The organism is Adlercreutzia sp. CNCM I-6215 (assembly GCF_977072315.1).
This window is the reverse complement of sequence record NZ_CDRVMA010000013.1, coordinates 16,667-37,899: the sequence shown is the minus strand read 5'-3', so window position 1 is coordinate 37,899 and position 21,233 is coordinate 16,667. Positions and strand designations below refer to the sequence as shown.

Annotated in this window: 19 protein-coding genes; 4 read left to right on the top strand and 15 right to left on the bottom strand. The window is 65.0% G+C overall.

Features of this window, described 5'->3' with window-relative positions:
• Positions 1–46: 46 nt before the first annotated feature.
• The 6 genes from ACW4LP_RS10080 to coaD all read right to left on the bottom strand — a co-directional run bounded on the left by ACW4LP_RS10080 (position 47) and on the right by coaD (position 6,561).
• Entirely contained in the window at positions 47–859 is an 813-nt protein-coding gene (locus tag ACW4LP_RS10080) for an MBL fold metallo-hydrolase (protein WP_022739800.1), read from the bottom strand.
• A complete protein-coding gene (locus ACW4LP_RS10075) occupies positions 856–1,884 on the bottom strand; it encodes an NUDIX hydrolase (protein ID WP_455803783.1) in 1,029 nt (342 codons plus the stop codon). The genes ACW4LP_RS10080 and ACW4LP_RS10075 overlap by 4 nt, the downstream gene beginning before the upstream one ends.
• Positions 1,881–3,986: a heterodisulfide reductase-related iron-sulfur binding cluster gene (locus ACW4LP_RS10070; protein WP_455803782.1), complete on the bottom strand. Its 2,106-nt coding sequence runs from the start codon at positions 3,984–3,986 to the stop codon at positions 1,881–1,883. Before ACW4LP_RS10070 ends, ACW4LP_RS10075 begins: the two co-directional genes overlap by 4 nt.
• A gap of 12 nt (positions 3,987–3,998) precedes the next feature.
• Positions 3,999–4,961, bottom strand: a complete 963-nt coding sequence (locus ACW4LP_RS10065) for an electron transfer flavoprotein subunit alpha/FixB family protein (RefSeq protein ID WP_455803781.1) — start codon at positions 4,959–4,961, stop codon at positions 3,999–4,001.
• A gap of 55 nt (positions 4,962–5,016) precedes the next feature.
• Entirely contained in the window at positions 5,017–5,784 is a 768-nt protein-coding gene (locus tag ACW4LP_RS10060) for an electron transfer flavoprotein subunit beta/FixA family protein (protein WP_223900866.1), read from the bottom strand.
• A gap of 282 nt (positions 5,785–6,066) precedes the next feature.
• Positions 6,067–6,561, bottom strand: a complete 495-nt coding sequence (gene coaD, locus ACW4LP_RS10055; protein WP_022739795.1) for a pantetheine-phosphate adenylyltransferase — start codon at positions 6,559–6,561, stop codon at positions 6,067–6,069.
• Positions 6,562–6,930: 369 nt separating this feature from the next.
• On the opposite strand from coaD, the gene ACW4LP_RS10050 reads away from it, so the two are divergent.
• Positions 6,931–7,704 carry a phage tail protein gene (locus tag ACW4LP_RS10050; protein ID WP_455803780.1) on the top strand — a complete coding sequence of 258 codons (774 nt, stop codon included), beginning with the start codon at positions 6,931–6,933 and terminating at the stop codon, positions 7,702–7,704.
• Between the two features lie 225 nt (positions 7,705–7,929).
• Here the strand turns inward: ACW4LP_RS10050 and ACW4LP_RS10045 are convergent, their stop codons facing one another.
• The 3 genes from ACW4LP_RS10045 to ACW4LP_RS10035 form a co-directional block, all read right to left on the bottom strand.
• On the bottom strand, positions 7,930–8,106 hold the full coding sequence (locus ACW4LP_RS10045; protein WP_455803779.1) for a hypothetical protein: 177 nt from the start codon (positions 8,104–8,106) through the stop codon (positions 7,930–7,932).
• A gap of 40 nt (positions 8,107–8,146) precedes the next feature.
• Positions 8,147–9,331: an acyl-CoA dehydrogenase family protein gene (locus tag ACW4LP_RS10040; RefSeq protein WP_270357644.1), complete on the bottom strand. Its 1,185-nt coding sequence runs from the start codon at positions 9,329–9,331 to the stop codon at positions 8,147–8,149.
• Positions 9,332–9,449: 118 nt separating this feature from the next.
• Positions 9,450–11,531 (bottom strand): oxidoreductase, encoded by a 2,082-nt coding sequence (locus tag ACW4LP_RS10035; RefSeq protein ID WP_114539147.1) that lies wholly within the window; start codon positions 11,529–11,531, stop codon positions 9,450–9,452.
• 412 nt (positions 11,532–11,943) lie between these two features.
• Here ACW4LP_RS10035 and ACW4LP_RS10030 point away from each other — a divergent pair, with 412 nt between their 5' ends.
• Complete coding sequence (locus ACW4LP_RS10030) at positions 11,944–12,597, top strand: TetR/AcrR family transcriptional regulator C-terminal domain-containing protein (protein WP_114539148.1); 654 nt, start codon at positions 11,944–11,946, stop codon at positions 12,595–12,597.
• Between the two features lie 152 nt (positions 12,598–12,749).
• Entirely contained in the window at positions 12,750–13,964 is a 1,215-nt protein-coding gene (locus ACW4LP_RS10025; protein ID WP_022739790.1) for an acyl-CoA dehydrogenase family protein, read from the top strand.
• A 205-nt stretch (positions 13,965–14,169) separates the two neighbouring features.
• Here ACW4LP_RS10025 and ACW4LP_RS10020 read toward each other — a convergent pair whose 3' ends face one another.
• From ACW4LP_RS10020 to fixA, 4 genes are all read right to left on the bottom strand, one after another.
• A complete protein-coding gene (locus ACW4LP_RS10020; RefSeq protein ID WP_455803778.1) occupies positions 14,170–14,469 on the bottom strand; it encodes a ferredoxin family protein in 300 nt (99 codons plus the stop codon).
• Positions 14,466–15,767: an FAD-dependent oxidoreductase gene (locus ACW4LP_RS10015; protein ID WP_455803777.1), complete on the bottom strand. Its 1,302-nt coding sequence runs from the start codon at positions 15,765–15,767 to the stop codon at positions 14,466–14,468. Before ACW4LP_RS10015 ends, ACW4LP_RS10020 begins: the two co-directional genes overlap by 4 nt.
• Before the next feature lie 92 nt (positions 15,768–15,859).
• A complete protein-coding gene (locus ACW4LP_RS10010; RefSeq protein WP_455803776.1) occupies positions 15,860–16,744 on the bottom strand; it encodes an electron transfer flavoprotein subunit alpha/FixB family protein in 885 nt (294 codons plus the stop codon).
• Positions 16,745–16,794: 50 nt separating this feature from the next.
• Positions 16,795–17,550 carry a putative electron transfer flavoprotein FixA gene (fixA, locus tag ACW4LP_RS10005; protein ID WP_455803775.1) on the bottom strand — a complete coding sequence of 252 codons (756 nt, stop codon included), beginning with the start codon at positions 17,548–17,550 and terminating at the stop codon, positions 16,795–16,797.
• 295 nt (positions 17,551–17,845) lie between these two features.
• Here fixA and ACW4LP_RS10000 point away from each other — a divergent pair, with 295 nt between their 5' ends.
• Positions 17,846–18,631 carry an enoyl-CoA hydratase/isomerase family protein gene (locus tag ACW4LP_RS10000; protein ID WP_412668266.1) on the top strand — a complete coding sequence of 262 codons (786 nt, stop codon included), beginning with the start codon at positions 17,846–17,848 and terminating at the stop codon, positions 18,629–18,631.
• Positions 18,632–18,905: 274 nt separating this feature from the next.
• On the opposite strand, the gene ACW4LP_RS09995 is transcribed toward ACW4LP_RS10000, so the two are convergent.
• Both ACW4LP_RS09995 and ACW4LP_RS09990 read right to left on the bottom strand, forming a co-directional pair.
• Positions 18,906–20,321, bottom strand: coding sequence for an MFS transporter (locus ACW4LP_RS09995; protein WP_455803774.1), 1,416 nt, complete (start codon positions 20,319–20,321; stop codon positions 18,906–18,908).
• Between the two features lie 10 nt (positions 20,322–20,331).
• The gene (locus ACW4LP_RS09990) at positions 20,332–21,198 is read right to left on the bottom strand and encodes a MaoC/PaaZ C-terminal domain-containing protein (protein ID WP_455803773.1); all 867 of its coding nucleotides are present in this window, start codon (positions 21,196–21,198) and stop codon (positions 20,332–20,334) included.
• Positions 21,199–21,233 lie beyond the last annotated feature (35 nt).

The following is a 21,233-nucleotide window of genomic DNA, read 5'->3' as shown; positions in this document are numbered from 1 at the left end:
TTGCATGCGGCTCTATCGCGTGCCGGGCGGAACGAGACCGCCGGCGCTAGCGGTTCTCCTGCAGAATGCCCTCGTCGAAGGCATAGCGCAGCTGGGCGTTCACCGAGCGAACGGCACCGTCGTGCAGCTCGGGCCGCACGTCGTTGTACACAGCCTCCACTAAGGCCTCGGCATCGGCGGGGATGCCGCTGCGAACCGCGGACACCACCTGCTGCAGCCGCTGGAGGCGGTGACGGCGCGCCTGCTCGATGCGCTCGGAGGGGTTCTCGATCACCGGCCCGTGGCCCGTCAGCAGGCGCTCCACGCCGCGCTCGGCCACCAGGCGCCCGAGCACGTCCAAACTCGCCAGATAGTCGCCCATGCGCCCGTCGGGCCAGCAGACCATCGTGGGGCTCTGGGCGAACACCACATCCCCCGTCACCACGAGCGCGCCCTCTTCCACAAGAAAGCCCACCGAATCGCTGGAGTGGCCGGGCAGCGGCACGACCTCGATGGCCAGCGACACTCCGGGCAATTCAAGGGGCCCAGGGCCCAGCGTGCCCGACGCCACGCCCAGCACCGGCGCGCCGAAGACCCGACCCGCCTCCTCGGCGCACTCGGCGTGGTCGAAATGATCGTGGGTTACCGCCACGGCGGCCACGGTGAGGCCGCGCCGAGCGCAGGCCTCGGCGATGCGCCCGATGCAGGCGGCGTCGTCGGGACCCGGATCCACTACCACGCAGGCCCCGTCGTTCGGAGCGGCGAGAATCCAGCTGTTGGTGCCGTGATAGGTGAGCGGCGTGGCGTTGGGATGTCGTACGCACTGGGCGAAAGGCCCCACCATGGCCTCGTTGTCCGGAGGCGTGAAGCGCGCACTCATGTCTCGCTCACCTCGCAGCCGAGCACCACCTCGCCGCACGCCCGCGCCACCGGATGCGGCCGCACGTGCCCGTCGAAGGGAGTGTTCCACGCCTCGTCCACCGAGGTCGCTGCCACGATGGAGGTGAGATTGGAGATAGTCGGGGGCACGAGCTTGAGCAGCCCTGCATCGAAACGCATGAGCGCCTCGCCCGGGGCGATCCAGGCCGCCTCCACGGCCTCGCTCGTGCGGCCGTCGGCGTGCTGCCCCTCGGGCAGCCGCGCCAGGAAGAAATAGGTATCGTAACGCCGTGCCTCGCTTTCGGGAGTGACCCAATGGCTGCGCAGGCGCATCAGATCACTGCGCAGCACGAGCCCCCGCTCGCGAAGGAATTCCCCGAAGGAGACGCGCCGCGTGGCCACGGCTTCACGTTCGGCAGCCCAATGGTCTTCGCGCTCGTCGACGGGCGCGCCTCCGTCGGGAGTAGAGGCCAGAAGCACGCCGCTCTCCTCGAAGACCTCCCGGGCCGCCGCCGTAATGACGCCTTTTGCCACGGACACGGGACAGCTCATGAGACAGGCCCACTGCTCCGGAGAAGGCCCGGCCCAGGGCACGGCACATTCCACATCCCGCACGTCCATGCCGCCGCCGGGAAACACCACGGCGTCCGGCGTGAAGGCCATGGTGGAGGCGCGGCGCAGCATGAAGACATCCACCGGAGCCGCATCCACGGTCTCCTCGATGGGCGCTCCCCCCACAAGCGGGCTCTCGAAACGACGATAATGGGGCTTGCCCTCGCTCACCAGCATAACCGTGGCGGCCATGCGCGGGGCCACCGACTCGCCGGGCGCTCCTGCTAGGAAGGCCCGGGCGCGTTCCACCACACCAGGCTGATCGTCCACCGAGTACTCCACGTAGGCGCCGGGGGAAAGCGGCTCTCGGATGCTCTGGACACGCCGTCCCTCCGCCGCGCCCGCAGCCGTCGCGCCCACCGCCTTCGCCGTCTTCTCGGCTCCGTGCCTCATCTTGCCCGCGCTCTCGCTCATTTTTCCGCTCCTGCCAACAGCTCGGCGATGTCCCTCACGGGCACATCGGAATCTGCCGATACCATACCATCGGCGAGCATGGTCAGACAGAACGGGCACGAAGTCGCCACGAGATCGGGGTCGGTGTCAAGCGCCTGGGCGCAGCGCGCCTCGTTGATGCGCGCACCGGCGCTCTCCTCGAGCCACATGCGACCGCCGCCGGCTCCGCAGCAGAAGCTCGTCTTGCGGGCGCGCTCCATCTCCGCCACGCTTCCGCCGGCGGCACGGACCACCTCGCGCGGTGCCTCATAGATGTCCTGATAGCGGCCCAGATAGCACGAGTCGTGGAAGCACACGCGCCCGAGCGCCTCTCTCGCGCGGGGCAGGCGCCCCTCGCGCACGAGCCGTGCCAAAAGCTCGCTGTGGTGGATCACCTCGAAATGCCCGCCCAGCTGCAGGTAGTCCCGGGCCAGGGCCTGGTAGCAATGGGGGCACTGCACGATGATCTTCTTGACCCCGTAGGCCTGAAGCGTGGCGATGTTCTCGCTGGCCAGCATGAAGTAGACGAACTCGTTGCCCATTCTCCGCGCCGCGTCCCCGCAGCACTTCTCCTCGTTGCCCAAGATGGCGAAGCTCACACCCGCCTCCGCGAGCAGCGACACCAAGGCCGCGGACACCTTGCGATTGCGTGCGTCGAAGGCCCCGGAGCAGCCGGGCCAGTAGAGGTACTCGGCATCGGGGGCCTCGGCGATGGTGGGCACATCCAGCCCCTCGGCCCACTTGGCGCGGGTCTGCCAGCCCAGCCCCCACGGGTTGCCGTTGTTCTCCATGTTGCGGAAGGTGGCCTGGGCCTCCGGCGGGAACGCGCTTTCCATGGACACCTGGTAGGTGCGCATCTTCACCACCTTCGGCACGTGCTCCACGAAGGCCGGGCACGCCTCCATGCAGGCGCCGCAGGTGGTGCAGGCCCACAGGGTCTCGGGCGCGATGACCGCGCCCACGAGCGGGCGATCGACGATGGCGCGCTCGGCGTCGGCGAGATCGGCGTTCTCAAGGAGCGCCTCAGACGCCGGCAGCTCGGGAACCGCCTTCGCCCCCTTCCCGCCCTCGTCGGCGGCCGCGCCGTTCTTCTCCAGGGCCGCCTCCTTCTGCAAGCGGTAGATTATGGGCCCCCGCTGCTCTAGCTCGGCGCCCAAATCCTGGATGAAAGACTTGGGGCTTAGGGGCTTGCCCGTGGCAAAGGCCGGGCAGAGGTCCTGGCAGCGGTTGCAGCGCACGCAGGCCTGGGTGTCGAACAGATCCTTCCACGTGAGCTCCTCCAAGCGGCCGCAACCGAAGGAGAGCAGGCCCTCGTCCTCCATGTCGATGAAGGGCAGCTCGCCTTTGGGTTTCAGATCGCGCCAGTAGACGCCGGCCGGCACGAGCAGCACGTGAACGAGCTTGGAATAGGTCCAGTAGGCGATGAGCGCGAAGGCGAGCGCCATGTGGAACCACCACAGCACGCGGTGGGCAAGCTCGATCTGACCCTGGTTCCAGCTGACGAAGAGCCCTGCGAAGAGGCTCCCCACCGGCGACCAGGCGCTCCAGGGATCGCCCGTGCCGGCGATGCGCAGGCCCTCCAGCACGAATCCCGTGAGGCCGATGGCCAGCAGCAGGCCCAAAACGACGATGTCGCCGGGCTTGGTGTCAAGCGCGCGGTTCGCGATGCGACGCACGATGCAAGCCACCATGGCGATGCAAAAGGCGGCGCCGGCGATGTCGACGGTGAGCGAGAGGAAGTACAGGTAGAAGTCGCCTTGGACGAGAGGGAGCCCCAAATCGGCCTGGGCGGCCACGGTGGCGGTGGCGATAAGCAGGATGATCATGGCGACGTACATGGCCACGTGCACGAGCCCGGGCCCGCGCCGCTCGGCCACCTTCACCTGCAGAAGGGCGTCGCGCACCGCGCCGCGCAGACGCTCGCCGCGCCTATCGGAGCGATTCTCGGGCTCGCCGATCTTCCACAGGCGCCAGCGCCGCACGAAGAAGACGACGGCTACGGCCAGCGCCGCGATGAAGCAGGGGTAGATCAGCCAGTGGCCCGTGATGTTCCACAGAACCTCGCGTGCCGGCACCTCGCCCATGACGCACCTCCCCTATTTGCGCTCGCGGACGGCGGCCTCCAGCAGCGGCACCGCCTCGAAGAGATCCGCGACGATGCCGTAGTCGGCGCCGGCGAAGATCTCCGCCTCGGGATCCTTGTTGATGGCCACGACGCACTTCGAGGCGCCCATGCCGGCCATGTGCTGGATGGAGCCGGAAATGCCGCAGGCGATGTACAGCGAGGGCGCCACGGTCTTGCCCGTCTGGCCCACCTGGTACTGGATGTCGACCCAGCCCTCGTCCACGGCCGGGCGCGAGGCGCCCACGGCGGCCCCCAGGGCATCGGCCAGAGACTCGATGACCGCGAAGCCCTCAGGCCCCTTGCAGCCGCGGCCGCCGGCCACGACGATGTCCGCCTCGGCCAGATCGACACGCTCGGAGGCGGCGCGGGCCACGGACTGCACGATGCGGGCGAGGTCGGCTGCGTCGGCTGGGGCCGCGACGACCTCGGCGGTGCGGGAGGCGTCGGCCTCGGGCACCGGAAGCGCCTTCGGGCGCACCGCGGCCACCACGGTGGGGGCGGCTGCGGTTGCGCGCTCGATCACCTTGGCGGTGTAGGGCAGGCGCGTGAAGACGACCTCGTCGCCGGCCTCGATATCCACCACGTCCGAGAACAGCGGCGCATCCAGGGCCTCGGCCAGAAGAGGGGCCGCCACGCGAGATTCGGCGCCGTCTGCGAGCAATACCACGGCCGGGGCGCTCTCGGCGGCCAGCCGGGCCAGCGTGCGGGCCACGGCCTCGGGGGCCGGTGCGGCCTCGCTTTCCACAATCACAACGCGGTCGGCGCCCCACGAGGCGAGCGCCTTGGCGTGGCCTGCGGCGGACGCGCCCCACACGATGGCGACAACCGTCGCGCCCGCCTGGTCGGCCAGCGCCCGGGCACCGCCCAGCATCTCGGCATTTACCTGGCGCAGCGCCTCATCGGCACCGTTGACCCCTACCCATATATCAGCCATGAGAAAACCTTTCTCTTAAAACCTGCGCGAACGTTGGAAGCGAATGAGCGGCGGGCTAGAGGACCTTCGCCTCCTCGGCCAGAAGGCGCACCGTCTCGGCCACGGCCTCGGGCGCCTCTCCCGCCACGATGCGGCCGCCGGAGCGACCCGGCTTCAGCTCCCGGGAGACGACGGTCACCGTTGTCGGCTCGGCCGCCGCGGCAAGGTCGGCCACGGGGCGCACCTCGGCGCCACGTCGCCGCGCCTGCATGACGTCGCGCACCGAGGGGTAGCGCGGCTCGGCCAGCCCCTGCTGGGCGGCCACGACGGCCGGCAGAGGAAGGCGCGCGGTCTCCACGCCGTCGTCCACCTCGCATTCCGCGACGATGGCGTCGCCTTCCACGGAAAGACCCGTGGCCATATTCGCCAAGGGAAGCCCCATGATGGCCGCCATGCGCCCCATGACCTGGGCCGCCGCCGTGTCGCCGGATTTCCAGCCGCCCATGACGAGGTCGGCGCCCATCGTGGAGGCCGCCTCGGCGAGCAGGGCCGCGGCCTGGGCGGCGTCGCGGGCCGTCCACTGGTCGTCCTCGATGAGCACGGCCGCGTCAGCGCCCATGGCCAGCCCGTGGCGCACGGCGGCCAGGCAGTCCTGAGAGCCAAGCGTCAGCAAGGTAACGGTGCCGCCCAGCTCTTCTTTCAGCTGCACGGCGCGCTCCACGGCGAACTCGCTGTAGGGATCGATGACCATGGTCTGGCCCGTTAGCTCCACCTCTCCGGCCCCGTCAAGCGCTATGACGGCCTCGGTGTCCACCACCTGCTTCACGCAAACGACGATGTTCATCTCATCCCTTTCACCCGTATACGGTCTCTTAAGGGTAATTTTACGGAAGGTCCTTTACGCGCAACACCACTACTCCCCCGCTTTTGTCCGCACCATACGGACGTATTTTTCTATCTGTCCCAAAATGCACAAAGCCCCGATCGTCCGCAATGGGACAGATCAGGGCTTTCTGGGAGTTATTGGAAGTTCTTATGCCCTTATAAGGGACGTTCTGTCCCTCAGGGCGCGGCTACAACCCGCAACCAATGGCCGCCAGAGCGCGGCTCGGCCGAGCGACCGGATCTACTGGGCCGCGTGCAGCTCGGCGTAGCGCTTGACGAGGGCCTCGTTCACGCAGGGCGGCACGAACTGGGACACATCCCCGCCGAGCGAGGCGATCTCGCGCACGATGGAAGACGACAGGTACATGTGCTGCGGCGTCGACATGATGAACAGCGTCTCCAGCTCCTTGTCCAGCTGGTAGTTGAGCGCCGTCATCTGGAATTCGTACTCGAAGTCGGTGATGGCGCGCAATCCCTTCACCACGGCCTGGGCGCCCATGCGGCGGGCGAAGTCGACGAGCAGCTCGTCGAAAGGCTCGACGCGCACGTTGGGCAAATCGCGCGTGACCTCCTTCACAAGGGCCACTCGCTCCTCGAGGGAGAAGAGCGGCTTTTTCTTCGCAGAGACAGCCACGGCAACGATGACCTCGTCGACAAGCTGGGCGGCACGGCTGATAACGTCGAGATGTCCGGCGGTGATGGGGTCGAAGGTGCCGGGGGTAAGCGCACGTTTCACGGCGGCTCCCTTTCTCTTAACGGCGGCCGCGCAAGGCGGCTCGAACGACTTGGCTCCGACGCGCGGGGGCATCGGACGGTAGCGGCACCGACGCACGGGCGCGCCAGATGCTCCTTGGAAGTTTACACGATGCGCAGCGCCCCTTCTCCTAGGATTCGAAAAAGGGCCGGCGCACCGCTCGAGAGCCATTGTAGAAAAGACCGCTGCGGCATTATATAGACATATTCGTAAATCTGTCCCATTAATTCGTCCGAAATACGATCAATCTTACCAATACTTGTCCAATAGCATCCCAATTCATCGGATTCATTGATAGAATAGTCCCAGAGAAGAGATACCGCTTGAATCATTGGAAGAATCGAGGCGGCCATGCAAGTACACGTCATCCATGAAATCGACTGCTCCGTCGAGCGGATCGACCCTGCCGTCGTCGAGGCTTTCCTCGACGCCGAGCTCTCCGACGATCCCATGCTCGCCGACTCCATCTGTGCCATGGCGGACGCCATGAGCGCCGAGCTGCATCCGCGCGGGGTCTACAAGCTGTTCAATCCCGCCATCTGCACCCTGCCGCCGAAGTACACCGAGCCGGCTATCAAGCTCGTGGGCACGCTCGCGGTCCTCTACGGCAGCGCCGCCTACGAGCGCATGAGCGAGGCGGAGCACACGGCCATGGTGGTCTCCACCGTGGGCACCGACGAGGAGATCGCCCGCCTGCGGGAGCGCCTCGTAAGAAGCGACATGGACGCCCTGCTCTTCGACGCCTGCCTGGAGGCCATGGCCTCCCTGGCTGCTGACAAGCTGGCCGAGGCCGTGGCCGACGACGCCCACGAGCGCGGGCTGCACCGGGGCAGCACCCTGGAGACCGGCGTCGAGGACTTCCCCCTCACCATGAACACGACGCTCGCCTTCTTCACCCAAACCGAGAAGCGCTTGGGGCTCACCGCCGCCGAGGACGGCACGCCGTCGGATCGCTGGAGCACCTGGGGCGTCATCGGCCTGTACAACGAGACCCAGAAGAAGCGCCGCGGCTGCGCCTACTGCCACAACGTGCGCACCTGCACCATCCGCAAAATCGGCATGACCTGCCACGGCCGCCGCACCCGCAAGAAGGCGAAGTCCACCCCTTCCGCTGACCAGCAGTAATCGACCTCACGAACCTTAAAGGGCACCGACAGGTGCCCTTTTTCTGCATCTCATTTCACTGGTTCAAAGCACTCGGGATGCTGCTCGCCGCCCTCTGCGCGCGCTCCGGAAGATGTTGATCGACGACCTCTGCGCGCCTCCAGGAGACGTCGCTCACCGCCCCCTGCACGCGCTCCGGAAGGTGCTGCTCGCCGACCTCTGCGCGCCCTCCGGAGAACGCGGCCGTTAAGAAATAGCTTCCACTTCAGCAGCAACGATGCCGGGACGGTACCGACTGATGTGCGTCATCTTCGCTATTTCTTTTGCCGCGTTCGCAGGAGGAAAAAGCGCGCAGCGGGCGGCGAGCAGCACCTTCCGGAGCGCTTCCCCCAGGTCGATTCCAAGCAAAAAAAGGACCCGCATGCGCAGGTCCCTTCCATCCGAGTTGTATCGCAGGAGCGATTTAGATGGTCCAGAGGTAATCCGGATCCTCGGCAGCCTTGGCGTACTCCTTGAGGATGCCACGGCCGGAGATGTGCACCATGATCTCGACGGTGCCGCCACCGATCTGGAAGCCGCGGCAGTCGAGCATGAGGCGGGAGACGCGGGTCTCGTCGGTGAAGCCGAGGCCGCCCATGAGCTGCAGGGCGCGGGAGCACACGTCGGTGAGCGCCGGGGCGCCGTAGCGCTTCAGCATGGCGGCGTCGTTGTTCACCGGAATGCCGTTGTCCATCTTCCAGCAGGTGCGGTACAGGAAGTTACGGGTGTTGGTCAGAGCGATCTGCATCTCGACGATGTGCTCCTGCACGAGCTGGAAGGTCTTGATGCCCTTGCCGAACTGCTGACGCTCGTTAACCCAAGCGCAGGCGTCGTCCATGGCGGCCTGGGCCTCGCCGAGCAGCTCCGCCAGAAGCACGCAGCGCTCCCACTCGAAGTTCTTCATGAGCTGCAGGAAGCCCTTGCCCTTGATGCCGAGCAGAGCGGACTCGTCAACCACGACGTCGTCGAAGATGATCTTGGAGAAGGGCATGATCTGCATGCCGATCTTGTTCAGCGGCTCGATGGTGACGCCCTTGGAGTTGGCGGGCACCAGGTACATGGACATCTCCTTGTTCTCGGCGGAGGGGTCCTCGTCCTTGCACACCACGATGAAGCCGTCGGAATTCTCGCCGGAGGTCACCCAGGTCTTCGTGCCGTTGATGTGGATCTTGCCATCGGCGTCCTTGGTGGCGGTGGTGGTCATCCACTGGTTGGCGGAGCCGGCCTCGGGCTCGGAGATGGCCAGGCAGTACGGCGGGTAGCCGTTCTCCTTGTAGTAGTCGATGGCGTACTGGATCTGCTCCGGGGTGCCGAACTCGACCATGTCGAACATGATGAGCAGGTTGGGAGCCATGGGGATGTTGCCGCCGCAGTGGTTCAGCTCTTCGATGATCATGGCCATGGTCTGATGGTCGACGGGCTTTCCACCGTACTCCTCGGGCAGGCCGTACATTCCCCAACCGTCGTCGACCCACGCCTTGGCGATCTCGGGGGCGATGCCGCGGTTCTTATAGCCGGCGGCGATGGCCTCCTCGGTCAGGTGCTTCTTGCCCCACTCGCGAATGCCGCGCTTGATCTCGAGCTGCTGCTGGGAATAGCTGAAATCCATTTCTTCCTCCTTTAAGGAACGTTGCCTTTATTCAAAACGCCTGCGCGTTTGAACCAAATTGAGAGAGCGGGCGCCGCGCCGTTTGAACACGGCGCCCGCAACCGGGGATAAGCCCGATTTAGATGGCCATGGAGGCCTGGTAACCGCCCTTGACGGCCTCGAGGGTGCGGTACACCTTGCCGTCGGGGGTGGTGGCGTCGCCGATGAGCTTGGCGTGCGGCCACACCTTCACGATCTCGTCGTACAGATCGGTGTTCTGCTCCACGCCGAGGGAGGTCAGCACGGTGTCGCACTCGATAAGCTGCTCCTCGCCGGTTTCGACGTTCTTCACCTTGGCGCCCTTCTTGGTCACCTCGATGAGCTCGGTGAGGGGCATCAGGTGCACGCCCTTCTTCTTGAGCAGGTTGATGGTGGGGTTCTTGTCGATGATGCCGATGCCGTTGCCAAGCTTCTTGGCCGGATCGATCACCCAGATCTCGCGGCCGTCGCACATGGCCTCGGCCACTTCCAGGCCGGCGAAGCCGCCGCCCACGACCACCACGCGCTTGCCCACGATGGCGGTCGGGCCGCTCTTCATGTTCAGGCCCATGCGCATGAACCCGACGGTGCCGCCCTGGGCCTTGATGGCCGCCACGGCCGCCTTCCAGATCATGCCCTTGCCCTCGGGCACGATGCCGTTGCACATGGCCTTGATGTCCTCGGACTTCACGACGTTCTTGCCGTCGATGCCGGGCACGTCGATGGGGATGATGCCGCCGCCGGGCGAGACGATGACCTGGTCGGGGTTCAGGGCGCGCAGGGTGTCCACGTCGACCTTGGTGTTCAGCTTGATCTCGATGTTGGGATGAAGCTTCATCTCCTCGTTCCAGTAGGACACCAGAGGCTCGATGTTGGCGTTGAGCACCTGGGCCATGGTCAGCAGGCCGGCGAGCTTGTCGGACTTCTCAAGCACGGTCACCTTGTGCCCGCGCTCGGCCGCCACGCGGGCCGCCTCCAGGCCGCCCGGGCCGGCGCCCACGACGGCGATGTGCTGCTTCTCGGTGGCGGGCTTGTCCTGGGGCAGGCCCACTTCCACGCCCTCCCACACGTTCGCGTTCACCGAGCACTGGCAGGGCTTGCCGATGAAGATGTTGTCCAGGCAGCGGGAGCACACGATGCAGGGACGCACCTGCTCCGGACGGCCCTCCTCCACCTTGCGGGCGGTGTCGGGATCGGCGATGAACTGGCGCGCCATGCCCACCGCGTCGCCGTAGCCCTCGGTGACGACCTTCTCGCACATGTCGAGCGTGTTGATGCGGGTGCCGGGGAAGACGGGCTTGCTGGTCACGGTCTTCACCTGCTTCGCGAGGTCGATGAACTCGCCCTCGGGCACGATCTGGTTGGCCACGGGGCGGGGCGCCTCGTGGAAGCCGGCCTGCACGGACCAGGCGTCAACGCCGTGGGCCTCGATGATCGGGATGAGCTCGAGGGTGTCGGCGATGCGGTTGCCGTCGGGCATGAGGTCGTCGGCAGAGATGCGCACGAGAATCGGCATGTCATCGCCGCAGGTCTTGTGAATCTCGTCGATGATCTCGCAGAGGAAGCGGGCGCGGTTCTCGGCCGATCCGCCGTACTCGTCGGTACGGTGGTTGGAGTACTTGGAAAGGAAGCGCATCACCATGTAGCCGATGCCCGCGTGGATCTCGATGATGTCGATGCCGGCATCCTTGCAACGGCGGGCGGCCTGGCCGTACTGCTTGACGACCTCGGCGATCTCCTCTTTGGTGTACTCGCGCTCGGGCATGCCCACGAACGGGCCGGAGGGCACGTCCTTGGAAGGAGCGTAGGACAAAAGCGGATCGTCGCCAGAGGCGCGCCACTCGTAGCACAGCTGCAGCTGGGCGGCAACCTTGGATCCGTGCTTGTGGCACACCTCGGCGATGCGCTGGAAGCCGGGGATGAACTCATCGTCCCAGCATCCGCAGGCGCCGGTGGTCGTGTGGTACTTCGGCTCGGTGCCGAAGCAGTCGCACACGTAGCACGACCCGATCTCGATCAAACCGGCATGGCCCTTTGCGCGCTGCTCGTAAAAGTCCACCAAGTCGTCGGTCACGTGGTAGTTGTCCACCTTCTCGATGGTCATCGGCAGCATCACGAAACGGTTGCGCAGCTCGACATTGCCGATCTTAAACGGCTCCACCAGTTTCTGGTACTTCGCCACGGCTAAACTCCTTTCAATTACTTCCCCACAGGTTTCAAGGGTATTAGGTATGATTTCAAGCTTTTGACCATGTTGCCTTCTCATGATCCTCGCATTTGGAAATCTCTACCCAATTTGACTTGCTTTGTCCGCCTTTCGAAGCGCCGACCGAGCTGAAGTCTCCTCGTGACTCTTATTCTACGGAGATTGTTTTGCTTTACGATGGACAGATTTATCTATCTGTGTAGTACTTCATAGGCAAATCTTCATCATCCATAGGCATTTGCCGCATAAGTGGCCGTTTTGACCCCGTTAAATAGGCGCAACTAACCGAGTCATCGGCATTTCCATTGCACATTTTGATTTATCTGTCCCATATTTCTTCGAAAGATCCTATAATGAGCGAAACGGAAGAGAATCGAAGGAGGAACCCATGAACGCGCTTTCCACCATGTTGCTCATCTCCGACGCCTTCGTGGAGCTGTGCGACGAGATGCCCCTGCGCAAGGTGTCCATCAGCGATATCGTCGAGCGCACGGGGAAGAACCGCAAGACCTTCTACTACCACTTCGAGAACAAGGACCGCCTCATCATCTGGATCTTCCGCTACGACATGGGCCAGTGCCTAAAGCAGCACTTCTCCGAGTCGGTACTCCTCTACGACGATAACCCGGAGGATCCCACCTCGCGATTCCCCTACTATATTACCCAGAAGTCCGGCGTGCGCTCGCTCGACCACGCAGAGTTCTTCCAGTGCTTCGCCGAGGTGCTGGAGGGGCGCCGCAACTTCTACCGCCAGGCGCTCGTGGACAACGGCCCCTACTCGCTGCGCAACTACCTGTACGCACTGTACCTTGAGGCCATGAAGCGGGACATCGACATCATTTTGTCCAACCGCTACCTGCCGAAGGACAACATCGACTTTCTGGCCGAGTTCTACACCTGTGCCTTCCTCTACTACTACATCCGCCGCTGCGACGCCCGCGGCGTCGAGTCCATCGGCGGTCAGGCGGGACCTTTCGCAAACATCATCCACAGCTCCCTTGAAAACGAGATCAAGGAAGCCCAGATGCGGCGCAATTTGTAGAAGTAGGCCCCTTCCATAGCTTTTGCCTATTTTCCATTGGAAATTTTCGGGCGGTTTCTATTGGACGAACCTCAAGACGGGCTGTCAAACTGTTCACCAGGGTATACGCGCCCGCGCGCGACGGCACGGGCACACGATCACGAGGAGGCTTTATGGGCAAGTTGACCGACGAGGAGTTCCGCGATTTCCTGAAGACCTGCCGCGAGCTGGCGGAAGGCCCCTTCGAGGAGATGCAGCGCGAGGTGGAGGTCACCAACAAGTTCCCGCAGGAGTTCATCGACCTGGCCCGCGAGAACAACCTGTACCGCTACGCGCTGCCCGAGGAGTACGGCGGATGGGGCTTCACCGAGAAGGAGATCCTGCAGGTGCAGGAGGAGTTCTCCCGGGGCCCGGGCGGCATGCGCATGCACCTGCACTACGCCGCCGACCTGAACTGGCGCATCCTGGACGACTACGGTTGCGACGAGCTGAAGGCCGCCTACATGGACAAGTTCGCCGACAAGACCATCTTCACCTGCTTCGCGCTCACCGAGCAGACCGGCGGCACCGGCGCCGACGTGCACACCACCGCCGTGAAGGACGCGGATGGGAATTACATTCTGAACGGCGAGAAGTGGCTCATCTCTCACACCGACGTGGCCCAGTTCGCCTACGTCATCGCCGTGACCGACCCCGACAAGGAGGGCGACGAGCGCCTCTCCGCCTTCTTCGTGCCCATGGATGCCGAGGGCTTCGAGCTCGTGGACATGCCGCACATGATGGGCTGTCGCGGCGCGGGGCACGCCGGCTTCAAGATGACCGACGTGAAGCTCGAGCCGAAGTACCTGCTCGGCAAGGAAGGCCAGGGCATGGAAGTGGCCATGCACTCGCTGGCCATCTCCCGCGTGCACATCGCCGACTCGAACCTCGGCATGTGCCAGCGCATGCTGGAGATGTCGCTGGCCCGGGCGCGCGACCGCGTGACCTTCGGTAAGACCATCAACACGCGCCAGGCCATCAAGATGAAGCTGGCCGACATGGCCACGGCCACCCACGCCCTGCGCTGCATGATCATCGACTTCGCCGAGGACTACGACCGCGACCCGCACAACCCCTACATCGCCGAAAAGGCGGCCATGTGCAAGCTGTTCTCCATCGAAGCGGTGAAGAAGGTCTCCGACGAGATGCTGGAGATCTTCGGCGGCGACGGCTACTTCGAGGACTCCCCCTACGGCCCCACCGAGCGCCTCTACCGCGACTGCCGGGCGCTGTGGCTGGAGGAGGGCTCCCCCACCATCCAGCGCATCACCATCGCCCGCGAGCTGGAGCGCCACGACGGCGTCGTGGAATACCCCGCCCTCGACTGGATCGCCGGCACCGATCTGTAAGCACCGAACGGCAGCCATCCCCCTTCACGAGCAAGGCCCTGCGACGCAAATCGCAGGGCCTTTTGCATGAAGACGATTGCTAGATCCGATTTCCCCGTAGGGGCTGACCTTGGTCAGCCCTCCCCTGGTAAGTTAAATTCGCTTGAGGAGGGGCGACCAAGGTCGCCCCCTACGGGATCGGTCAGGACAAGACGATGGAACCGGCCTACCCGAAGCGGTACTCCACGCCCATGGTGGGCCGGGGGTTCTCCCACCTCCTCACGATGGTGCCCTCGCAGGCGATGCGGCAGGTGCCGCACTCCAGGCAGCCGGCGTAGTCGAAGCTCGTCGCGCCGTCCTCGCCGATCTTGTAGAGGGCGGCCGGGCACACCCGCACGAGCTTCTTGAACTCCTCGATGTCCGGATCCTCCACAAGCTCGATGTGGGCGTTCTCCTCGTCCACCTCGTACTTGTTCACGGCGATCAGCTCGTCGACGTTCACGGTAATCGGTGCGATCTGGCTCACAGTGCGCTCACCGCCTTCCTTACCTCGTTGGCGGTCTTGAAAAGCCCGCGCTTTTTGATAATGGGTATGATGCGGCGGCGCAGGGGCTCCTGCGGGCGCCCGTCCACGCTGAACATGGCGTTGAACACCTCGGCCGCCATGGTCGGGTAGTCGTTGAACATCGCGTCCCACCCCTCCAAGACGTGGGGCCACTTGCGGAAGGTCGCGAGGTCCTTGATGACGAAGGAGTCCTCCATGCGGCGCTTATAGCCGGAAAGCCCCGCCGCGCTCACATCCCCCGCGTCGATGGCCTCGACGGCCGCCTCGGCGGCCATGCGCCCGCTCGCCACGGCGAAGTCCATGCCGCGCACCTGGTAGCCCATGTTCATGCAGAGGCCGGCCGCCTCGCCGGCCACGAGCGCCCCGTCGAACACGTACTGGGGCACCATGTCGTAGCCGCCCTCGGGCACCATGTGCCCGGAGTGCTCGACCATCTTGGCTCCCCGGATGATGGGCGCCACCGCCGGATGGCCCTCGAAGTCCTCCAGCATCTGGTAGACCGGGGTGTCGTTTCCGCCGCCGGCCGCCGTGGAGATGGTGGCCACGAGCCCCAGCGAGATGGAGTCCCTGTTGGTGTACAGGAAGCCCCCGCCCACCTTGCCGTGGGTGCAGTCGCCGACGAACAGCATCGCGGCGCCCTCGCCCTCGGGCAGAAGGAACCGGTCCTCGATCACGCCTGCGGGCAGCTCGAACACCTCCTTGATGCCGACGGCCATCTGATGGGGCGCGGGACGGGCGTTGCCGAGGCAGCGCTCGGACAGGAGCGTGTTCACGCCCTCGGCCACGATGACGACCTGCGATGTGATCTCGTCCTCGCCGGCGCGGATGCCGACGACCTTGCCGGACTCGTCCTTCAAAAGCTCCTCCACGGCGATGCCGCAGATGTACTCGGCGCCGGCGTCCTCGGCCTTCTCGGCCAGCCACTGGTCGAAGGGGCCGCGCAGCACCGAGTAGGAGTCCTTGCCCTCCTCGGCGAGCACGGGGCTCGTGAAGTCGATGGTCATCTCCGAGTCGCTGTTCAGCATGGCGATGCGCTCGTGGGTGATCTTGCGCTCCAGGGGCGCCTCGGACTCGAAGTCGGGGAACACCTCCTTCAGCGAATGGCTGTAGATGCGCCCGCCCGTCATGTTCTTGGCGCCGGCGTAGTTGCCGCGCTCCACCACGAGCACGCTCTTGCCGGCCGAGGCCGCCACGTAGGCCGCCACCGCGCCCGCGCACCCGCTGCCGACGACGATGATGTCGAAATCTGCGTCAGACACGCTTCTCTCCTTTCAGATTCTCACTCGATCCCAAGGGCGGCAGGCCGGCGACCATGGCCGCGCCGGCGCCTCCCACCCTTGATCGATAAGGCCTACAGGGCCGCCGTCAGGGCCGGCAGCACGTCTTTGATGTCGCCCACCAGACCCCAGTCGCATTGCTTGAAGACGGGGGCGTTCTTGTCCTTGTTGATGGCGAACACGGCGCCGGAGCGGTTGCAGCCCACCATGTGCTGCATCTGGCCGGAGATACCGCAGGCCACATACACCTTCGGCGTGAGCGTGAGGCCGGAGACGCCCACGTAGGTGCTCTGGGGCATCCAGTCGACGCCTTCGGTCAAGGGACGGGAGCAGGCCACGCCGCCGTCGATCTTGTCGGCCAGAGCGCGGGCCAATTCAAGCTCGGATTCCTCGGCGAACCCGCGGCCGCAGGCCACGACGGCCTCGGCCTTGAACAGGTCGGTGCCGCCCTTCTCGCGCTCGCGGGAGGACACCAGGCGCAGCGGACGGGCCGGGGCGATCCAGGCCACGGTCTCGGCCACGGCGCTGCCCGCAGGCTCGACGTCGGCGAAGGTGCCAGGGGCCACCGTGTAGAAGGCCACGTCTCCCGCGGCCTTGCGCACGCGCTCGCCCACGCCGCCGAAGTAGAGGCTCAGAGCGCCCCCGTCCTCGAAGGCCGTCACATCAGTGATGGCGGCGGCCCCTGCAGCGGCGGCCAAACGTCCCAGCACCGACTTCACATGGCGGGTCGGCTCGGCCAGCACCACAGCGGGCTGCTCTTTCTCGTAGACGGATTGAATGGTGAGGTAGGCATCGTCGGCCACGGCGCCCTCGGGCACCTCGACGATATAGGCGGCATCGGCGACGTTCTCCGGGGCCTCGCCGAAGACTACGAGCGCCACCTCGTCGGCGAGAGTGCGGGCGCCGGCTGCCAGCTCGCGGGCGGCCTCGGGATGCTCGGCAATAACCAGTGCTTTCATGTTCATGTCTCCTTATCGGGTCGTGGAATTCGAAGTGTGGGGAGGGACGCCTACAGGGCCGCCTTGAGCGCCGCGGCAAACGCCTCGATGGCGCCGTCGGCGGAAGCGTCAGCCACGTTGCAGGCGCGCTCGGCGGCCTCGGGAGCCGCACAGGAGACGACCTCGACGGCGCTCACGGGAGCTACGGGAGCGCCCTTCACATCCATGGGCTTCTTGCCGGCCGCCAGAATGTCCTTCATGCCGGGGATGCGCGGCGTGGCGACATCGGGCGTCACGGCGATGACGGCCGGCAGCGGAACCTCCACTTCCTCCACCACGTCCTCGAGCGTGCGCTCGACGACCATCGAGTCGCCCTCGACCTTGATGGCCGTCACCGCGTTCACGGAAGGAACTTCAAGACGGGCAGCCAGCTGGACATCGACCTGCTGGGCATATTCATCGGCAGAGCCGTCGCCGCACAGGATGAGATCGAAGTCCCCCTCGCCCACGACCGCGGCCAGCTCCTCGGCCGTGCCGGCGGTATCAAGAGCGGTCAGCGCGTCGTCGGCGACCATGACCAGATCGTCGACCCCGCGGGCGAGCACGTTCTTCTTCAGCTTGGAGTCGTCGATGGAGGCCGCCCCCACCGTCACGGCGGTCACCGTGGAGCCGGGGTTGGCAGCAGCCAGCTGGGCCGCCGCCTCGAGCGCGTTCAAATCGTAGGTCGACACCGTCCCCTTCGCCTTGGAGAAGTCCAGGGTGCCATCGGAGGCCACCTGGATGTCCTGATCGTCGGGAACCACCTTGAATGCCACTGCGATCTTCACTTCTGCACCTTTCTCTTTAAGAACTTCTCTCACGTATCGGTTCGTTTCAAGCGGAGCACCTCGCTGCAGCCGATGGCGCTCCGTTGGTGCCATAGTGCCGCGGCTCGCTTTGGCCGTCATCGCCAAAACCCCGTGAAAGCATCGTTACTCAAAATGTAGTGATGCCCCTCAAGCTGGGTATTCCCCATATACCGCGCCCCTTGCGATGCCCCCGGAAGCCGCCCCGCCTACCATAGATTTTGATGCGAGGGACGCATCGTCTGGCAATCAGTTACCAAGAATCTAGGAGGAACCAATGGTTGACTACTTTGGCACCGACACCGTCGTATCCGAGCTGCGCGATGACGGCCTGCTCATCATCCGCATCAACCGCCCCGAGGTGGCCAACGCCCTGAACGGCGTGACCTCCGCGGCCATGGAGAACATCATGAACCACGCCGAGACCGACAAAGCGGTGCGCGCCATCGTCGTGACCGGCACCGGCAAGGTGTTCTGCGCCGGCGAGGATCTCTCCGAGCTCTCCGAGGGCGGCGAGTGCCAGACGGTCACCGAGCACGGCTTCGGTGGCCTCACTGCGCGTTTGTGCTCCAAGCCGGTCATCTGCGCCTGCAACGGCTCGGCGGCCGGCGGAGGCATGGAGATCGCGCTTTCCTGCGACATGGTGGTAGCCGCCGAGAACGCGAAGTTCGGCTGCACCGAGGTGGGGCTCGGCATCATCGCCTCCACCGGCGGCATCGTGCGCCTCGCCCGCGACATCAACCGCAAGGACTGCATGGAGCTTCTGCTCACCGGCAAGAAGATCAAGGCCCCCGAGGCGAAGGCCCTCGGCCTCATCAACTACGTGGTGCCCGCCGAGGAGGTGCTCGACCGCGCCATCGAGCTGGCCGAGGAGTGCCTGAAGAACGCGCCTCTGGCCCTGAAATGGACGAAGTTCATCGTGCATGCCGCCGACCAGATGTCCGAGGAGGACGCCATGCGCTTCTCCGATGCGGCCTACCGCTTCCTGGAGAAGACCGACGACGGCATCGAGGGTCCGGCCGCCTTCGTCGAGAAGCGCACCCCCCACTGGACCGGCCGCTAGGCGAACCGCCTCATAAGCATTCAGCACATGAAGAGCCCGCCACCGAGGCGGGCTCTTCTGCCGCTTAGAGACTGACGCTCCTTACTTCCCAAACTACGCGTCCTAAACCCTGTCTCGAATCCGTGCGGCAAGATCGCCATACACCAAGGGGGGGTCTTTCTCCCATGCTGCCGAAGCTCCGCATAAGCAGGAAGAGCCCGTCACTCAGACGGGCTCTTCCATTCTCGAAATTTAAGATCTTCTGCCGATAGCTGGAACCCTGAGAACCAACGCTCTATCTATCGGCGATGCCGCTCGTCTCGGCGAGGGACTTGCCCCGGGTCTCGGGAGCCATGAAGTATGACAGCACAAGCCCCAGCAGCGCGAGCCCCGCCGCCACAAGCATCACCGGGCCCACACCCCAGGCAGTCAAGGCCAAAGGTGTCCCATAGGTGGCCGCGATAGTGCCGATGCGCGAGAATCCGATAGCAATGCCGACGGCCGTCGCGCGCACCTCAGTGGGAAACAGCTCGTTGGGATACAGCCATTGCAAAATACCCGGGCCACCGCTAAAGAATGCGTACAACCCGAAGGCGAGGATGATCACCGCCACCGACGCCGTGGGCCACAGGCCCAGCACGAGCAGTCCCACCGCCATGAGCGCGAAGCTCATGAGCAGCAAGGGGCGTCGCCCCATGGAATTTAGCCAGAACATGGCCGGAATGGATCCAACGAGGAAGAACAGGCTCACAGCGCTCTCGCCCAAAATGGCCTCATGGCCCTCCCCCAGCCCGAAGGCGGTCATGATCTCAGGTCCGAAGGTGTAGATGGCATACATGGGCACCACCTGGCACAGGATGAACACCCCAAGAAACACCATGCGCTTGAGATACTCGCCGCGCATCAGCGTTGCCAGCGGCGTCTTGTCTGCCGGCTTCGCGGGAGCAAGCTCCACATCGGGACCGAACACACGGTCCATCACGGCTCGAGCCTCGGCAACGCGCCCCTTGCTTGCCAGCCACAGAGGCGATTCGGGAATGTCGTGCCGCCCGATGAGCAGCACCACGCAGGGTACCACGGCGCTGCCGAGCATCCATTTCCATCCGTCTTCCATACCGTAGAGCCCATAGCCCACCACTGCGGCCACGGTGGCTCCCAGATACCACGCCGCCGACACCATGCCCATGGAGATCGACCGATGTTCCTTGGGCGTGAACTCGGCAATGAGCGAAGTCGCGATGGGATAATCGGCGCCTACGAACACGCCGATGAAGAAGCGGGCGGCCACGAGCTGCCAGGCCTCGGCAACGAATACGCTCAGAAGTGAGAACAGCCCGATCGCTACCAGGTCGATGATGAACATCTTCTTGCGACCGATGATGTCGGTGAGGTAGCCCCCGGCGATGGTCCCCGCGAAAATGCCGACGAGCACCGAGGCGCCGATGGCGGCGCTCCAGTCCTCGGTCAGCCCGAACGCCGGCACGATCTGAGTGAGTGCGACGCCGATGAGCGACAGCACGTATCCGTCCAGAAAAGAGCCGCCCGAGGAGAAGAAGGTGATCTTGCGCAGAAACGGCGTCATGGCCACGTCGTCCATGGTCCTCTTCGCCGTTTGGCGCACCTTGCGGGCCACATCCCTGCTGATCTCCTTCGCAGCCGCCGGGACGGGAGGGCTCGCCACCTGCGTCATCGCCTTCACATCGCCTGCCACGACAGCCCTCCTATTCCCATTCGGCGAGACAGGCGCTCAGATACGGCTTGGCCTCGGGCTCATCAGCGTTTACCATGCAGAAGCGGGCCTCGCCCTCGCCCACCTTCCATACCTGGGTGCAAAGGCGCGTGCCCGGCAGCACCGGAGAAGTGAAGCGGCACTTGAAGCGGCGCAGGCGCTCGGGCTGTCCGGGAATGAGCAGCGCGATGAGGTGGCGCATGGCGATGCCGGCCGTGCAGACGCCGTGGTTGATGGGGCGCGCCAGCCCGGTCTGCTCTGTGTAGGCCCAATCGATGTGCTGCTGGTGCCAGTCGCCCATGAACCGGTAGATGAGGGGCCACTGATAGCCGCACACCTCCTCGTAGGTGAGATCCGGCTCGCGGTCGGGATACTCGACGACGTCCTTCGGGGGCCTCTCGCCGCCGAAGCCCCCGTCGTAGATGCAGCAGTCGTAGGTCTCCACGGTGCACAGATGCACGCCGTCGGCGGAATAGGACTTCCCCACCTGTTTGGAGAGCGACCCGCGGCCCTCCCCGCGATCCCAGATGGCCTCCTGCACGACATAGGTCTCCACATGATCGTTCATCTTGAAGGGCGCATGGAAATAGGCGTCGATTCCATAGTGCAGCGAGCCGCTGTAATCGAAGCCGTAATCCAGCGTGGTCGTCATCTCCTCGTTCACCGTCAGCGGCACGCCGAAGATGGGCAGCACCTTAAGCCGCGGGTTCTCGGCATCGTGCTCGTTCATGTACTCCAGATCGGTCTTTCCGTCCCAGCCGGCGCCGCAGCCGAGCGCGCAGATCTCCAAGTCCTTGAAGGTGTAGTCCCGAACGAACGGGCCGAACGTCCTGCCGACGATTTCCGTTGAGATGGCCATGCTGAATCCTCCTTTTGCCAATGGATTTCTCTGGT

Coding starts and splice junctions, on each gene's coding strand:
- ACW4LP_RS10080 (WP_022739800.1), bottom strand. CDS start 859: ATGAGTGCGCGCTTCACGCCTCCGGACAACGAGGCCATGGTGGGGCCT.
- ACW4LP_RS10075 (WP_455803783.1), bottom strand. CDS start 1,884: ATGAGCGAGAGCGCGGGCAAGATGAGGCACGGAGCCGAGAAGACGGCG.
- ACW4LP_RS10070 (WP_455803782.1), bottom strand. CDS start 3,986: ATGGGCGAGGTGCCGGCACGCGAGGTTCTGTGGAACATCACGGGCCAC.
- ACW4LP_RS10065 (WP_455803781.1), bottom strand. CDS start 4,961: ATGGCTGATATATGGGTAGGGGTCAACGGTGCCGATGAGGCGCTGCGC.
- ACW4LP_RS10060 (WP_223900866.1), bottom strand. CDS start 5,784: ATGAACATCGTCGTTTGCGTGAAGCAGGTGGTGGACACCGAGGCCGTC.
- ACW4LP_RS10050 (WP_455803780.1), top strand. CDS start 6,931: ATGCAAGTACACGTCATCCATGAAATCGACTGCTCCGTCGAGCGGATC.
- ACW4LP_RS10045 (WP_455803779.1), bottom strand. CDS start 8,106: ATGCGGGTCCTTTTTTTGCTTGGAATCGACCTGGGGGAAGCGCTCCGG.
- ACW4LP_RS10040 (WP_270357644.1), bottom strand. CDS start 9,331: ATGGATTTCAGCTATTCCCAGCAGCAGCTCGAGATCAAGCGCGGCATT.
- ACW4LP_RS10030 (WP_114539148.1), top strand. CDS start 11,944: ATGAACGCGCTTTCCACCATGTTGCTCATCTCCGACGCCTTCGTGGAG.
- ACW4LP_RS10025 (WP_022739790.1), top strand. CDS start 12,750: ATGGGCAAGTTGACCGACGAGGAGTTCCGCGATTTCCTGAAGACCTGC.
- ACW4LP_RS10010 (WP_455803776.1), bottom strand. CDS start 16,744: ATGAAAGCACTGGTTATTGCCGAGCATCCCGAGGCCGCCCGCGAGCTG.
- ACW4LP_RS10000 (WP_412668266.1), top strand. CDS start 17,846: ATGGTTGACTACTTTGGCACCGACACCGTCGTATCCGAGCTGCGCGAT.
- ACW4LP_RS09990 (WP_455803773.1), bottom strand. CDS start 21,198: ATGGCCATCTCAACGGAAATCGTCGGCAGGACGTTCGGCCCGTTCGTT.